The organism is Octadecabacter temperatus, from assembly GCF_001187845.1.
Classification (GTDB): Bacteria; Pseudomonadota; Alphaproteobacteria; order Rhodobacterales; family Rhodobacteraceae; genus Octadecabacter; species Octadecabacter temperatus.
The window spans coordinates 293,629-307,768 of the sequence record NZ_CP012160.1 but is presented as its reverse complement, the minus strand read 5'-3'; the positions used below and the strand labels follow the sequence as shown (position 1 = coordinate 307,768).

General features: G+C 54.2%; 13 protein-coding genes and 1 tRNA gene. 1 reads left to right on the top strand and 13 read right to left on the bottom strand.

The window, feature by feature from the left end:
• Positions 1 to 425: 425 nt before the first annotated feature.
• The 10 genes from OSB_RS01685 to OSB_RS01640 form a co-directional block, all read right to left on the bottom strand.
• The gene (locus OSB_RS01685) at positions 426 to 1,016 is read right to left on the bottom strand and encodes an exonuclease domain-containing protein (protein WP_234967434.1); all 591 of its coding nucleotides are present in this window, start codon (positions 1,014 to 1,016) and stop codon (positions 426 to 428) included.
• An 11-nt stretch (positions 1,017 to 1,027) separates the two neighbouring features.
• Positions 1,028 to 1,573, bottom strand: coding sequence for a YaeQ family protein (locus tag OSB_RS01680; RefSeq protein WP_049833349.1), 546 nt, complete (start codon positions 1,571 to 1,573; stop codon positions 1,028 to 1,030).
• Positions 1,574 to 1,649: 76 nt separating this feature from the next.
• On the bottom strand, positions 1,650 to 2,768 hold the full coding sequence (locus OSB_RS01675) for a Gfo/Idh/MocA family protein (RefSeq protein WP_049833348.1): 1,119 nt from the start codon (positions 2,766 to 2,768) through the stop codon (positions 1,650 to 1,652).
• Position 2,769: 1 nt separating this feature from the next.
• Positions 2,770 to 3,825: a sugar phosphate isomerase/epimerase family protein gene (locus tag OSB_RS01670; protein WP_049833347.1), complete on the bottom strand. Its 1,056-nt coding sequence runs from the start codon at positions 3,823 to 3,825 to the stop codon at positions 2,770 to 2,772.
• Positions 3,826 to 3,846: 21 nt separating this feature from the next.
• A complete protein-coding gene (locus OSB_RS01665) occupies positions 3,847 to 4,968 on the bottom strand; it encodes a Gfo/Idh/MocA family protein (protein ID WP_049833346.1) in 1,122 nt (373 codons plus the stop codon).
• Positions 4,961 to 5,725 (bottom strand): sugar phosphate isomerase/epimerase family protein, encoded by a 765-nt coding sequence (locus tag OSB_RS01660; protein ID WP_049833345.1) that lies wholly within the window; start codon positions 5,723 to 5,725, stop codon positions 4,961 to 4,963. The genes OSB_RS01665 and OSB_RS01660 overlap by 8 nt, the downstream gene beginning before the upstream one ends.
• A gap of 16 nt (positions 5,726 to 5,741) precedes the next feature.
• The gene (locus tag OSB_RS01655; RefSeq protein WP_049833344.1) at positions 5,742 to 6,821 is read right to left on the bottom strand and encodes an ABC transporter ATP-binding protein; all 1,080 of its coding nucleotides are present in this window, start codon (positions 6,819 to 6,821) and stop codon (positions 5,742 to 5,744) included.
• A 7-nt stretch (positions 6,822 to 6,828) separates the two neighbouring features.
• Complete coding sequence (locus tag OSB_RS01650) at positions 6,829 to 7,725, bottom strand: carbohydrate ABC transporter permease (RefSeq protein WP_049833343.1); 897 nt, start codon at positions 7,723 to 7,725, stop codon at positions 6,829 to 6,831.
• Position 7,726: 1 nt separating this feature from the next.
• Positions 7,727 to 8,578, bottom strand: coding sequence for a carbohydrate ABC transporter permease (locus tag OSB_RS01645; protein ID WP_234967404.1), 852 nt, complete (start codon positions 8,576 to 8,578; stop codon positions 7,727 to 7,729).
• A gap of 147 nt (positions 8,579 to 8,725) precedes the next feature.
• Positions 8,726 to 9,955: an ABC transporter substrate-binding protein gene (locus tag OSB_RS01640; protein ID WP_049833342.1), complete on the bottom strand. Its 1,230-nt coding sequence runs from the start codon at positions 9,953 to 9,955 to the stop codon at positions 8,726 to 8,728.
• Between the two features lie 156 nt (positions 9,956 to 10,111).
• On the opposite strand from OSB_RS01640, the gene OSB_RS01635 reads away from it, so the two are divergent.
• Positions 10,112 to 11,131, top strand: coding sequence for a LacI family DNA-binding transcriptional regulator (locus tag OSB_RS01635; RefSeq protein ID WP_049833341.1), 1,020 nt, complete (start codon positions 10,112 to 10,114; stop codon positions 11,129 to 11,131).
• A gap of 35 nt (positions 11,132 to 11,166) precedes the next feature.
• Here OSB_RS01635 and OSB_RS01630 read toward each other — a convergent pair.
• The 3 genes from OSB_RS01630 to OSB_RS01620 form a co-directional block, all read right to left on the bottom strand.
• A tRNA-Arg gene (locus tag OSB_RS01630) sits at positions 11,167 to 11,243 on the bottom strand.
• Between the two features lie 46 nt (positions 11,244 to 11,289).
• Positions 11,290 to 12,690, bottom strand: coding sequence for an ATP-binding protein (locus tag OSB_RS01625; protein WP_049833340.1), 1,401 nt, complete (start codon positions 12,688 to 12,690; stop codon positions 11,290 to 11,292).
• A gap of 30 nt (positions 12,691 to 12,720) precedes the next feature.
• Entirely contained in the window at positions 12,721 to 14,139 is a 1,419-nt protein-coding gene (locus OSB_RS01620) for a dihydrolipoyl dehydrogenase family protein (RefSeq protein ID WP_049833339.1), read from the bottom strand.
• Position 14,140: the final 1 nt, after the last annotated feature.

Sequence of the window (14,140 nt, the reverse complement as noted above, 5' to 3'; positions counted from 1 at the left end):
GTGTTGCAGGTGTTCGGTCTCATACTGAGGGAAGCGGCATCGCCGCAAACTTAGTACCCGAATACGAAGGGCAGCACGGTCTGGCGGATCTTGGACGGACTTACCTCTCTGAAAACGGCCCCCCAATACTGCGGGCACAGATTACGCGGGCTTGGGTGATGATGATTTTGAAAGCTGGAGTCTGCAGATAGGGATATCGATGCCGTTCTAAGGCACGATACTGTTGTAACGAGTGCAAAGGGCGGTGAGATTTGGACCTATTCAAATCGCCGCCCTTTTTTCGTAATTCATTCCGAAAGCCATTTGCAAGCCGAACTCATGTGATCGATGTGGTTTCGCCAGTTCGGATCAACGAATGTTGTTTTCGTATTACCTGATCGCACCGCAAGCAAAGAAGGGCCGCCATCCCTCACTTCACGCCATCTTCAAAACTTAAACTTCAATTGGCGATTGATTTTGAGATGAGAGAACCCTGCCCCCAAGATTTCCTCTGCCTTCAAAACAACCGTGGCCGCCGCACGCGCATCCTCGCCCGCGTCGTGGTGATGGAATTCAAGCCCAAGGTGTTTCTTTAAGTTCGCAAGCCCATGCCCACCCGCGCCTTTCAATTCAGGCCAAGCCTGACGCGCAACAGTGACGCTGTTGGTCCAATGTGACGTGATCATCGGCACGCCGTAACGGGTACACGCCGCGGTAAGCGCCTTTTCGTCAAACGTACTGTGCTGCACGAGGGAATGCGCGTTCAACAACTCAAACAGTGCACCAAAGACCGTCGGAAATGTCCCGGCCCCCTCCACGGACTGTGCCGAAATCCCATGCAGCTCGGTGTTGAATGGCTCAAACGGTTCTTCAGGGTCGATCAATACGGAATAGGTCTGAACGTCACCTGTGTTGCTGACAAAACCAAGCCCGATCTGGCATATCCCACCGATCGTTTTTCCTGCCGTTTCGACGTCGAGCGCAATGAAACGAAAGGGGCCAGCCGGCAACGTTGTGAGATGTCCAAATTTGTTCAACACATCCCTATCTACCCAGCACTTTTCCATTCAATCGGCGTCACGTAGACCATGCTGTCATCAACACTTACCATGACTTCGCCGTCTTGAATGTTCACCTGCAACTTCATTGAACGACCTGCCATTGCACCAAGATCACGGGTCTCGTTTTCCGGCAAATTCATGACCTGTAGGTTGTCGAAACGGGTGGTGCTGTTTTTGATCTTTTCCCACCACATATCTGCGGTCCGCCCACCGTAACTGTAGATGACCACTTTGTCGGCTTTGCCGCAGGACTGGCGCACGATTTTCTCGCTCGGCAAACCTAGCGCGACCCAAAGGTCCAACTCACCGCTCAGGCTTTTTTGCCAAATGTCGGGCTCATCATCCGTTGAAAGACCCTTTGTCATCTCCAAATGCTCGTGCGCATTCAGGGCAAAGGCAAGGACACGCACCATCAACCGCTCATCCGTTTCTGATGGATGTTTTGCAACTGTCAGCTTGTGCGTCTCATAATAATGGCGATCCATATCAGAAACAGAGAGTTCAACTTTGTAGATCGTAGCTTTTTGCGCCATGTCATGCCCCAGACTATCGAAGATACCGATGCCTAATGCGTCTGGTCACGTTCCGAAAGCACTTTGACCGTTTGGCCTAGCCAAGTTCGATCCACGCAGACGCGCCACGCGATGATCGTTGGCATGCGTCCACGAAGCGAACCCCATCAAGACCGTCTTGAATGCTAATGGTCGCGTGAGAACCATCTTGCGAACTCATGACCTGAGCAGCTTCTTTATACAGCGTCGCAAAAGCCTCTAAGTAGCCCTCCGGATGGCCCGCCGGAATCCGCGTAACACCCACCGCAGCCACGCTCACCCCTGCCCCGCCTCGGGTCATCATTTGCGGTGCTTTTCCCAATTCACTGAAACAAAGAACGTTTGGGTTCTCTTGCGCCCAGCGCAGTGACCCTTTGCTGCCATACACGGCCAAGGTCAGATTATTCTCATTGCCTATCGCGACTTGGCTGGCCCAAATGTGACCCTTTGCGCGACCCTCAAACTCCAACGTAATCCGCGCATCATCATCAACCATGCGCCCTGCGAAATGGGATGTGAGCGTGGCGCTGAGCGATGTCACGCGTTGACCCAACACAAAACATGCGAGGTTATGGGCATGCGTGCCAATGTCGCCAATTGCACCGCCGCCAGATTGGGCTGCATCCAACCTCCATTTGGCCTGTTTGTTGTCCTCATCCGGGGCAACGCTCAGCCAGTCTTGCAAGTAGTTTGCTTCGACAGTTCGGATTTCACCTAATGCGCCTTCGGCGACCATCTGGCGCGCCTGACGGATCATCGGGTAGCCGGTATAGTTGTGCGTCAGAAAGAAATGCCCTTTGGACGCTTCGGCCGCCGCCACGAGGCTTTCAGCCTGCGCTAACGTCGCCGTCATTGGTTTGTCGCAGATGACTGAGATGTCTTGCGCCAGAAAGGCTTCGGCGATTGGCCCGTGCAGGTGGTTCGGTGTCACGATCGACACCGCATCTATTCCGTCATCTCGGGCGGCTTCAGCTTTCGCCATTTCAACAAAGTCCGCGTATGAGCGATCCGATGCGATCCCAAGCTCAGCGGCAGACGCGTGGGCGCGCGTTGGGTCCGACGAAAAGGCCCCCGCGACCAAATCGAAGCACCCATCAAGACGTGACGCCATGCGATGTACGCCCCCAATGAACGCGCCTTGACCACCGCCAACCATGCCGAGCTTCAGAGGAGCCATCCTAGAACCCCATCATTTTACGAAGGGCAACTGGGTCGGACTTACCACCCGCGAAATCATCAAACGCCCGCTCAGTCTGTCGGATCAAGTGATCGGCAATAAACGGCGCACCCTCTGCGGCACCCTGTTCTGGATGCTTTAGGCAGCATTCCCATTCGAGCACCGCCCAACCGTCGAACCCATATTGAGTGAGCTTCGAAAAGATGCCTTTGAAATCAACCTGACCATCCCCGAGCGAGCGGAAACGACCCGCGCGATCTGTCCAATCCGCATAGCCAGAATAGACACCCTGCTTACCCGTTGGGTTGAACTCGGCGTCCTTTACGTGAAAGGCGCTGATGCGGTCATGGTAGATGTCGATAAACGCGAGATAGTCCATTTGCTGCAGCAAGAAGTGCGATGGATCATAGGTGATCTTACAACGGGGATGGTTATCGAGGGCCGCAAGGAAACGCTCAAACGTGGTGCCGTCAAACACGTCTTCACCGGGGTGAATTTCAAAGCCTAAATCAACGCCAGCTTCGTCATAGATATCCAAGATCGGCTTCCAACGGCGCGCTAGTTCGCCGAACGCCTCCTCGATCAAACCTGCTGGCCGCTGCGGCCATGGGTAAACATAGGGAAACGCCAGCGATCCAGTGAAGCCCACGGCCCCCTTGAGGCCAAGGTTCTTTGACGCCTGCGCAACCTTGATTACCTGATCCACGGCCCATGCCTGACGCGCGTCAGGATTGCCATGCAAGTGTTCTGGTGCGAACGCATCAAATGCCGTGTCATAGGCCGGATTAACCGCGATCAACTGGCCTTGCAGATGACACGAAAGCTCTGTGATGGTCACGTCGTGTTTGGCGCAAATCTCTTTGATTTCATCACAATAGGCCTTGCTAGACGCCGCCTTTTCCAGATCAAAGACCCGCGCATCCCAAGACGGAATTTGCACGCCTTTATACCCCAAGCCCGCAGCCCATTCGACAATCGCGGGTAAGGAATTGAACGGCGCTTCATCCCCCAGAAACTGGGCGAGAAACAGCGCGGGGCCTTTAATAGAACTCGTCATCTTACTCTCCGTAATTAGAGACTATGCCAATAGTGCGCGGGCCGCATCGGGGCCTAGCACGTCGGGCTTGCTACAGGTTGTTTTCATTGTCATGACGACGTTGTCGTCCCCTGCTTCAAGGATCGCAGTCATGACTTCGACCACATGGGTTGCGAATTCATCGTTGCAGCGATGTGGACGGCCTTCAGAAATTGCCAAAGCCATGTCCGCCAAACCCGCGCCGCGATAGTTGGCTTGGGTCTCTTCGAAATTCGGAACACTAAACGGGTGGTCCCATGATTTCTCAATCGGATCGCCGCCGCGCTCGGTCACTGTCAACTCACCACCAAAGAAGTTCGGGTCAGGCAGGTTCATCGTCCCTTCCGTGCCGTAAAGCTCCATGATCGGGTGATTGCTCGCCCAGACATCCCAGCTGGCAAGCAGTGTGATGATCGCGCCAGATTCAAAAGACAGTACAGAATGGATCGTCGTTGGCGTTTCGACCGGAACGGTTTCACCATTGCGTGGACCATTGGCGATTGTACGCGTTTCGCTGGCCATGCCCGTAAAGCTCGTGACCTTTTTGACGGGACCGAGGAGTTGCACGAGATTGCAAATGTAGTATGGGCCAAGATCGAGGATCGGACCGCCACCCTTCTGAAAGAAGAAATCAGGGTTCGGGTGCCAATCTTCCATACCGCTGGACATGACAACAGCCGCACCAGACATGACATTTCCGACCGCGCCATTATCAATCAAATTGCGGGCCAACTGGTGGCTGCCGCCCATGAATGTGTCAGGTGCCGATCCAATCCGCAGATTGTTGGCCTTCGCCAAATCGCCAAGTTCTTGTGCCTCAGCAAGGCTTAGAACAAACGGCTTTTCAGAATAGACGTGTTTGCCCGCTTCTAGAATGGCACGGGACACGTCAACATGGGCCGCTGGGATCGTAAGGTTGATAACCAGATCAACATCAGTCGCGGCAAGCAGACCTTCGACCGTTTCAGCACGTACGCCAAATTCGGCCGCACGGTCTTTCGCGTTCTCCATATTAATATCAGCCACGGCGACGATGTCATAGCCTTTGAACATCGGAGCGAGCTGTAAATACGCCGCCGAAATGTTCCCGCATCCAATGATGCCAACACCAAGCGTATCAGTCATGCGTGTTCTCCCACAGGATTTTGAAGGCCGCCGCTGAACGCGTTGCGTAGCCAACCGGATCGCTCGGCTTGTCGTGTTCTAAGGCGAAGATCAGATCACTCGACGCGTTGCGGCAGGCCTGCAATAGGGCGGCCCAATCCATCGTGCCTGCCCCAAGGTCGGCCCAGCCATCTTCATCCAGATTGGTGCCAGCTGTAGCGATATCTTTGACATGAATGGCAGACAGACGGTCCGCGTATCGCTGGATGTATTCGATCGGGTCACGCCCGCCACGTACGACCCATGCAAGATCGGCTTCCCATGCGATATCTGGCGCGGACTCTAGCAATACGTCCATTGGCACGCTGCCATCCGCAAGCGCGACGAATTCGAAGTCGTGGTTGTGCCACCCAAACGAGATACCGTGTTCCGCATATTTCTTGCCCGCAGCATTCAACCGCGCGCCCAGGTCGGCCCAGCCTTGCTTGGTGTCGGGGCGATCTTTTTCATCAAGGAACGGCGCGAAAACCCGCGTTATCCCGAGCGCTGTCACGATGTTCATCGTGGCATCAAAGTCGGCTTCAATATCGTCCAGTCCCATGTGGCCGGATGGCATGGAAATCCCGTTGGCATCCATTGCCGCGCGGTAGGCAGCAGGGTCGCCGTAAACGCCGCCATAGCCTTCTACTTTGGTGATCCCAAGGGCGGGTAGTTGCGCCAATAGCGCGATTTGATCTGCGCAGTCGCGCATTGAATAAAGTTGGAGTGCTGGTGTCATGAGTCTCGTTCCAGAATTAGAGTCGAATTTCAGTTTTTGCGTCGAACAAATGCAGCCGTGCTGCATCAAATCCGATCGTCAATTTTTCACCGGACTTCAGACCTGATTGGCCCTCAGTGCGGACGCGTATGGATTGCCCTGCAAAATTCACCCAAACCAAGGTGTCAGACCCCATCGGTTCGACGATGTCGATCTCGCCCGTTCCAGTGAAAGCCGCGTTTTTGGCTGCGTCCCCTGTGAGGATATGCTCAGGGCGAATGCCCAACCACGCGGCCGCTTCGCCACGTGTTTGTGTCGCAAATTCATAACCGTCGACGTCAAGGTTGAAGCCATCGCCAGAGAACGCAGTGCCATTCAGTTGGCCCTCAAACAGGTTCATGGCGGGTGAGCCGATGAACTCCGCAACGTATTTATTGCAGGGCTTGGCGTAGATCACTTCGGGTGTGTCGAGCTGTTCAATCAGGCCGTTTTTCATGATCGAAATGCGGTCAGCCAAGGTCATCGCCTCGACCTGATCGTGGGTCACGTAGATCATGGTGTTCTTGAGCTTCTGATGCAGACGCTTCAACTCGACGCGCAGGTCTGTACGTAGTTTGGCATCAAGGTTGGACAGCGGTTCATCAAACAGGAAAACATCCACGTCACGCACCAATGCACGCCCGATCGCAACGCGCTGGCGCTGGCCGCCGGACAATGCACCGGGCTTGCGATCTAGCAGCGCTTCGATTTGCAGAACTTCAGCAACCCGATCTACCCGTTTGGCAATTTCGGCTTTTGGCACCTTGGCGTTCTTCAGACCGAACGACAGGTTTCCGCGCACGGTCATCTGTGGGTAAAGCGCGTAGGACTGGAACACCATTCCGATGCCGCGATCCGATGGTTCTGCCCATGTGACGTTTTCACCTTTGATGAAGATTTGCCCGCCAGAAACATCAAGCAGACCTGCGATGCAGTTCAACAGAGTTGACTTACCGCACCCAGACGATCCGAGCAGCACGAGGAATTCACCCTCCGCGATGTCGAGGTTGAGTTGTTTAAGAACTTTGACGGCCCCGAAATTCAGGTCCAAGTCTTTAATTTCTACAGAGTTTGCCATGAGTGTATCAGCCTTTAACTGCGCCAGCGGCGATGCCGCGAACAAAGAGTTTGCCGGAGGCAAAATAGATGATGAGAGGAACCAGACCCGTCAGTAGGGTCGCGGCCATGTTAACGTTGTATTCTTTGATGCCCTGCACCGAGTTCACGATGTTATTGAGCTGCACCGTCATCGGATACGTCGCGGGCTTGGTGTAGATCACGCCAAACAGGAAGTCGTTCCAGATGCCCGTAACCTGCAAAATGATCGCGACGACAAAGATCGGCAGGGCCATCGGCAGCATGATCTGGAAATAGATCTGCCAAAAGCCGGCACCATCAACACGCGCTGCTTTGAACAACTCTTCTGGGATGGACGTGAAGTAGTTGCGAAACAACAGTGTCAGAATTGGCATCCCGAAGACTGTGTGTACAAGCACAAGCCCCCAGATCGACCCCATCAGCCCGATTTCACGCAGCATGATTACGATGGGATAAAGCATCGTCTGATACGGAATGAAGGCACCGATAATCAAGATCGTGAAGAAGGTCTCAGACCCTTTGAACTTCCAGTTGCTCAGCGCGTAGCCATTGACCGATGCAATCGCGATGGACAGCACAATCGACGGGATCAAAATTCGGACTGAGTTACCAAAACCGCGTGATAGCCCGTCACAGTTGATGCCGGTACAGGCTTCTGCCCATGCCTTCACCCACGGCTCAAATGTGATCTCCATCGGCGGGCCAAACACGTTGCCCATACGGATTTCCGGCATGCCCTTTAGGGACGTGACGATCATCACATAAAGAGGCAGCAGGTAGTACATCGAAACCACGATGAGCGTGCCATAAAGGAAAATGTTGCCACGTGTGAAAGCCTTCTTGGGCTTTGGTCCGCGTGGTTCTACGGATGTGTTTGTTGTCATATCAGCCACGTTTCTTGCCTCCGAATTCGAGGTAAGCCCAAGGGATCAGGATGATCACAACAGAGCACAACATCATTGTTGAGGCCGCGAAGCCTTGGCCCAAGTTTTGGGCGCGGAACATATATTCGATCACGTATTTGGCAGGCACTTCGGAGCTCAGGCCTGGCCCGCCTCCGGTTTGTGCAACGACCAGATCGTATAGTTTGATGATGCCGGATGCGATCAACACAAGTGCGGTGATAAAGACTGGGCGCATCATTGGAATTATCACCATGACGTAGGTCTTGATCGTGCCAATCCCGTCGACCCGTGCAGCTTTCCAGATGTCTTCATCAATGCCGCGCAGGCCGGCAAGCATGATGCACATGATCAGCCCCGTCCCTTGCCATAAACCTGCGATCAGTAGGCCGTAAATTACGGTGTTCGGATCGTTGAGCGGGTTAAACGTGAAGCTTTCCCAGCCCCAACCGCGCACAACGCTTTGTAAGCCAAAGTCAGGGTTCAAAATCCACTGCCACGCAAGGCCGGTCACCACAAAAGACAAAGCAAAGGGATATAGGAAAATCGAACGGAAAGCACTTTCGAAGCGGATTTTCCGGTCGAGACATGCCGCGAGGCTGAACCCCAGAACCAACGTCAGGACCATCGAACAACCGCCGTAGATTCCTAGGTTCTTGATCGAAATGATCCAGCGGTCGGTATTCCACAGACGTTCGTATTGATCAAAGCCAACCCAGTTCGTCTTGGGCAGCATACGCGAACCCGTGAAAGAATATGTGACGGTCCAGGCGGTGCCGCCCACAAAAACGACGAGCGCCGTAAGGATCATCGGCAAGGACGCCAGCTTCGCCATCCAATTCTTGAACAGTTTTCTAGGGCGCTTTGCAGTATGAGAGGGGGGGTCCGAGGCCACGGTCATCGTGTCGGCTCCAAATCAATGAAATGTGAGAAGTTAAGGTGGTCCGGCAGCATAGGCCGCCGGACCGGATCAGTTCAACGCTTAGTCAGCGTTTTCGATGATGTCAGCATAGGCCGCCTGAGCATCCGCAGCAGACATATCGCTAGACCAGAACTGAGCCATCAGATCTTCGATCTGAAGCGTTGTATCCTGAGAGAAGGAAATGTCGCCAGATGGCAGAACGCCACCATTTGCAAGGATTTCGAGGCCCTTCTGCATGCAACCGTTTGCGGAAGACAAGTCGATGTCACCGCGGACTGGCAAAGATCCTTTTGCAAGGTTGAAAGAAACCTGCGCCTCTGGGGAGATCAACAATGCGGCAAGTTCTTTTTGTGCTGCTGTGATTTCTGGATCGTCATTCACTGGGAAGTAGAAAGCATCACCACCCGTGTCGATGACAGGGTTCAGGCCAAGACCTGGAAGGCAGGAGTAATCTTCGCCTTCAACCTGTTCGGCAACAGCGAATTCACCCTGCGCCCAGTCACCCATGATCTGCGCACCAGCTTCGCCAGTGATGACCATGTTAGTCGCAAGGTTCCAATCTTGAACATTGGAGTCAGCTGCGAAAGCGCGCGCTGCTGCGACCGCTTCGAATGCTGCTGTGTATTCTGGACCGCGTGCCGCATCAGCGTTTTTGTTGATGTTCACTTCGTCCCAAGCATCCTGACCCGCAACCGCAAGTGTGATCGCACCGAAGGCGATGTTCTGCTGCCAACCCTGCTGACCCATTGCGAGTGGCAAAGTACCGGCTTCTTCTAGTGCAGGAGCGGACGCTACGAATTCGTGCCAATCTGCTGGCACATCAAGGCCAGCGTTTTCATAGGCCGCATGGGACAACCAAATCCACTGCGCGGAATGGATGTTTACTGGTACACAGTAGATTTTGCCGTCCAGCGTACAAGCGTCCAAAAGGGAAGATGGATTCACGATATCAGCCCAGCCACCTGCTTCGGCAACGTCAGTGAGATCAAGAAGCAGGCCTGCTTCGATCAGTTCCTCTGCCTGGCGACCGTGGTTCATTTGTGTTGCGCCCATCGGATCGCCACCAATGATGCGGGAAATAATAATGGGGCGCGCTGTGCCGCCAGAGCCGGCGATCGCGCCGTCGACCCATGTGTTACCTGTGGCATTCCATGCCTCGGCGAATTTGGCAACCGCAGCTGCTTCACCACCGGAGGTCCACCAGTGTGTGATTTCCAGTTCGATTGCGTGTGACGCGGTGGCAGCCGTAAGCGCCGTACCGATCATCAGTGACTTCAAAGTTGTAGACATTTTTTCCTCCCAGAAAATGCGGGTTCCCCGCCAAGAATTGCGATCGCGGCGCGTTATCCCTGCCTGCAATCGATTACATTCTGGTGCGGTATTGATGTTTGTGTCAACTAAATATGTAATCGATTGCACAGAATTTGATCTGCATAGGACAAAACATTGGCGAAAACCTCGACACTTCAGGATGTTGCACGGGTTGCAAAAGTTTCGACGGCGACGGTTTCTCGTACGCTTTCGAACCCTGATGTCGTGTCCGAATCGACTCGGCGACGTGTATCTGAGGCCGTCAAAGTTACGGGATATCGAATTAATCGTGCTGCGCGAAACCTGCGCACGCAGCGTTCGCATTCGGTTCTGGTTTTGCTTCCGGATCTGGCCAACCCCTTCTTCTCTACCATTCTTGAAGGCATCTCTCGTCACCTGTCTAAGCAAGGATATTCGATGCTTATCGCCAGCACGAAACAGGTGCATGACAGCGGTGAACGTCTGATCGATTACCTGGACGACGCCCGTGCAGATGGGATGATCATTCTTGATGGTGGCTTGGATGCGGACGTTGTGCAAATGCTAGAAAACGCGCCACAAGCCGATCGTATCCTTTTTGCTTGTGAATGGGTCGACGGTGCCAATTTTACGTCGGTTCGATGCGAAAATAGGCACGGGACACGCGCTGCCGTGAACCATTTGTTTGACCTTGGGCATCGAAAAATTGCCCACGTCACAGGCCCTGAAGGGAACGTCCTATCAAGCACGCGTAAGGATGAGTTTATTGCAGAGATCGCAAAGCTCGAACTCGCGTCTAACCCCGAATGGATCATTTCCGGTGACTTCTCACTCGCGGCCGGTTGCGAAGCTGCGCAAGCATGGATCGCAATGAAGGACCGCCCAACCGCAGTCTTTTGTGCGTCCGATCAATTGGCGATGGGGTTTATTGCCGAACTGTCGCGGCATGACTTCAAAGTCCCGCACGACGTATCAGTGATGGGCTTTGATGACATCGACTTGGCCGAGCAATTCATTCCACCGGTAACAACCATCAAGCAAGACCGTCTCGTGATTGGTGAAACCGCAGCGGAACTGTTGATGACGCGGATCATGGCCCCAGATCAAACGCATGCGAAACAAGCTGCCGTTCTTCCGGTCTCGCTTGTCGTTCGCGAAAGCACCGCCGCACCCTAACTTCGGCGCGTCTTTTATCGTTAAAAATATGGTAGTGGTGCACCCGAGAGGATTCGAACCTCTGACCCCCTGATTCGTAGTCAGGTACTCTATCCAGCTGAGCTACGGGTGCATTACGGGCGATTTAGCGGCCTTGTCGTGGCAATGCAAGAGGCAAACTAACCGATCTGCGGGGAAAGTGTCAGGTTGGATTTTGGCAGGGTAATAACGAAGCGCGTTCCGGTCTCGTCTGTTCGCTCAAGATCGAGGCGCCCGCCATGTCCGCGCACCAACTCAGCGGCAATCGCAAGACCCAGCCCGGACCCACCGCGAGTCGTGCCGCCCTGAAAGGCTTCGAACAAATGTTCTCGGGCTTTGAGGGGCAGTCCGGGGCCGGTATCGGCTAAAGCAATCGTCCAGACGTCGTCATCCTCGTCGGCGGAAATCGCAATTTCTCCGGCTTTGCCTGTGGCGACGATGGCTTGGCGTGCGTTACGCACAAGATTTCCGATCACGCGGTAAAGTTGCTCACCGTCAGCGCGTACGCTCAATCCGGCGGGAATGTCTTCCGCGAAGGACAGATCAAACTCGCCCACAGCCAGCCGTTCGCCGGAAACAACATCATCAACGATTTCGGCCAGCGACACCCGCTCTAGACGCGGGGTTGGTTCATCGACACGCCCAAACGCCAGCGTACTTTCACACAGGTTTACCGCGCGGGTAATGGAATTGACGAGCTTGGGCGCGAGGCGGCGCACAGTCGGATCTTCTGAGGATTCGATGCGGTCCGTGAACAGTACGGCCGATGTCAGGATATTTCGCAGATCATGACTGATCTTGCTGACGGCCCCGCCAAGCTGGGCAAGTCGTTCTTTTTGTTTCAACGCGCCAGTGAGTTGCGTTTGCATAGACGCCAGCGCGTCTTCCGCTTCGCGCAGCTCTGTAATCCCAGCGGTGGGCATAATGATGCGTCGTGCGTCTTCGGGGGCCTTTGCATAGGCCTGCATATGATCGACAACACCGCGCATGGGTTTCACGATGAAGCGGCGCACTGCGAGGAACAGCAAACTGGCCGTAATAATTGAAATCACGGCAGACAGGATCAGGATGTTAATCCCGTACTCGATTAAGGCCGCACGCAATGGCTTCGTTGGCAATGTGATCTCGATAAGTAACCCGCCATCCTGAACAGGGTTACCGATCACGCGGATCACCCGTTCTTCGGAATCACCGATGCGCATCATCGCGTCCTTGATCAGCATCCATGCTGACGGGTCGCGCATATCAAAGGTTTTGTGGATCGGTGTTGGGATCGGTGACGATAGGATCAGCTGGCGCACTTCATCGCGGCGTAGCACCACGTTATAGACACCCGCGTTCTCCAGAAGCTCTGCCTCAAGTTCCGGCGAAATCATGTCTTCCGCAAGCAACGACAGGGATGCAATCTGCGCGCGTTCGAGATGATTAAGGAAATAGTCTTCGCGGAAACGCGCCACGGACGGCACAAAGATCAACAGCTCTGCAATCAGCACGAAAACCGTCGTGAGGATCAAGAAGCGCCCTGAAAGGGAGTTGAGCATTATACCGTCCGTTCTACTAGTTAAGCCGCTTTATGGCAGCCAGCGTTGCACAAAGCCAACGATCGCTTTGACCTTGCTGCTTTCAAATAGCTTCGGGCTAAAATAGGCACCCGCAGCACGTTTGTTAATCTCAGATACGGTTGGATAAGGTAAAACAGTTGCAGCGATCTGCGACATTTTCATTTTATTCGCGATAGCCATCGCCCACATGCTGATCAACTCGCCCGCCATAGCACCCGCGATTGAGGCCCCGACTGGTTTGCCCTTAACGATCATCACCTTGATAAGACCCGTTGTTTTGCCTTCTGCGATGGCGCGGTCATTCTCGTGGTATGGGAACCGCACGACTTCCAACCGCTCACCGAATTTTTCTTTGGCTTGTGCCTCTGTCAGGCCGACTTGCGCCAATTCTGGGTCAGTGTATGTCGCCCAAGGAATGTGATCCGTGCGCTGTTTGGATGGCAGCCCAAACAGCATGGACTTGATCACAACACCCGCGTGATAGCCGGCAACATGTGTAAACTGCAGACCACCCGCGGCATCACCAACCGCGTAGACCTTTTTGTTGGAGACAGAGCGCAGGTTTGCACCCACCTCAACACCACCACGGCCCCACTTAACGTTCGCCTTATCAAGGTCGAGCTTTTCGACATTCACCTTCCGGCCAACAGCCATCAACAGATGCGAGCCCGTGAAATCACCCTTTGGTGTATGGACAGTCACGTTACCTTTGGATCCGCTTATCTTAGTAGCCTGTGCTTCCTCAATAATCTCAACGCCTTCAGCGCGAAGCTTATCGAGCACGACAGCCGCCATTTCAGGGTCATCCTTGCCCATCGCTTTGGCGCCCTCAATGACGGTCACTTTAGACCCAAGACGCAAATGCGCCTGCGCCATTTCCATACCGATTGGCCCGCCGCCAACGACGATCAGGTGATCAGGGCGTTCGCGGAGATCAAAGATGTTCTCGTTTGTGTAAACGTCGACGTCTTCCAAACCTGGGATCGGCGGCACAAAGGGGCCAGATCCTGTTGCGACGATAAAACGGCGTGCTTCGATGATTGTGTCGCCAGCTTGCACTTCGGTCGGGCTGATGAAGACGCCAAACTCACGAATAACGTTGATGCCGAAACCTTCAAACCGCTCTTGGCTATCTACAGGTTCAATCGTCTCGATTACTTTGCGCACGTGGTCTTTGGCAGCGGCGTAATCGATCTTTGGTTTCACCGCGGTGACACCAAGATCACCAGTATTGGCCATCGCATAGGCCTGCTTACCTGCGGCGATCAGCGCCTTGGACGGAACACAACCGTAGTTCAGGCAATCGCCGCCCATCTTGTGACCTTCGAGCAGGACAACAGATGCCCCCATCTGGGACGCACCTGCAGCGATAGACAACCCGCCGGACCCTGCGCCAATAATACAAACGTCTGTTTTAATACGGTCCATG

What these genes read in the sequence shown, in the direction of transcription:
- OSB_RS01680 (WP_049833349.1), bottom strand. Translation starts at nt 1,573, where the DNA reads ATGGCGCAAAAAGCTACGATCTACAAAGTTGAACTCTCTGTTTCTGAT.
- OSB_RS01675 (WP_049833348.1), bottom strand. Translation starts at nt 2,768, where the DNA reads ATGGCTCCTCTGAAGCTCGGCATGGTTGGCGGTGGTCAAGGCGCGTTC.
- OSB_RS01670 (WP_049833347.1), bottom strand. Translation starts at nt 3,825, where the DNA reads ATGACGAGTTCTATTAAAGGCCCCGCGCTGTTTCTCGCCCAGTTTCTG.
- OSB_RS01665 (WP_049833346.1), bottom strand. Translation starts at nt 4,968, where the DNA reads ATGACTGATACGCTTGGTGTTGGCATCATTGGATGCGGGAACATTTCG.
- OSB_RS01660 (WP_049833345.1), bottom strand. Translation starts at nt 5,725, where the DNA reads ATGACACCAGCACTCCAACTTTATTCAATGCGCGACTGCGCAGATCAA.
- OSB_RS01655 (WP_049833344.1), bottom strand. Translation starts at nt 6,821, where the DNA reads ATGGCAAACTCTGTAGAAATTAAAGACTTGGACCTGAATTTCGGGGCC.
- OSB_RS01650 (WP_049833343.1), bottom strand. Translation starts at nt 7,725, where the DNA reads ATGACAACAAACACATCCGTAGAACCACGCGGACCAAAGCCCAAGAAG.
- OSB_RS01645 (WP_234967404.1), bottom strand. Translation starts at nt 8,578, where the DNA reads ATGGCGAAGCTGGCGTCCTTGCCGATGATCCTTACGGCGCTCGTCGTT.
- OSB_RS01640 (WP_049833342.1), bottom strand. Translation starts at nt 9,955, where the DNA reads ATGTCTACAACTTTGAAGTCACTGATGATCGGTACGGCGCTTACGGCT.
- OSB_RS01625 (WP_049833340.1), bottom strand. Translation starts at nt 12,690, where the DNA reads ATGCTCAACTCCCTTTCAGGGCGCTTCTTGATCCTCACGACGGTTTTC.
- OSB_RS01620 (WP_049833339.1), bottom strand. Translation starts at nt 14,139, where the DNA reads ATGGACCGTATTAAAACAGACGTTTGTATTATTGGCGCAGGGTCCGGC.